Below are 248 nucleotides of genomic sequence, written 5' to 3'. Positions count from 1 at the left end.
GTACAAGGTCGTGAACCCGTGTACTTGAATCCTACCGATGCAAAACAGCGCGGCATTAAAGATGGAGATGTTGTTCGTGTGTTTAACGACCGAGGTCAACTGTTAGCGGGTGCAGTGGTATCCGACAGCTTCCCTAGTGGGGTTATCCGAATTCATGAAGGGGCTTGGTATGGCCCAGTCGGTAAAGATGGGTCTAAACAAGGGGGTAGTGAAATTGGGGCGTTGTGCAGCTATGGTGACCCTAATAC

Annotated in this window: 1 protein-coding gene; it reads left to right on the top strand. The window is 50.4% G+C overall.

All coding sequences use genetic code 11. The annotated features are described in order from the left end of the window. Positions 1 to 18: 18 nt before the first annotated feature. A partial coding sequence (locus AAEY79_RS16005) for a molybdopterin dinucleotide binding domain-containing protein (protein ID WP_352289676.1) occupies positions 19 to 248 on the top strand: 230 nt, incomplete at its 3' end.

Source organism: Psychrobacter sp. GW64-MNA-CIBAN-0177 (assembly GCF_040309585.1).
GTDB classification, from domain to species: Bacteria; Pseudomonadota; Gammaproteobacteria; order Pseudomonadales; family Moraxellaceae; genus Psychrobacter; species Psychrobacter okhotskensis.
The sequence above is the reverse complement of the archived record's forward strand: the minus strand, read 5'-3'. Positions and strand labels throughout refer to the sequence as shown.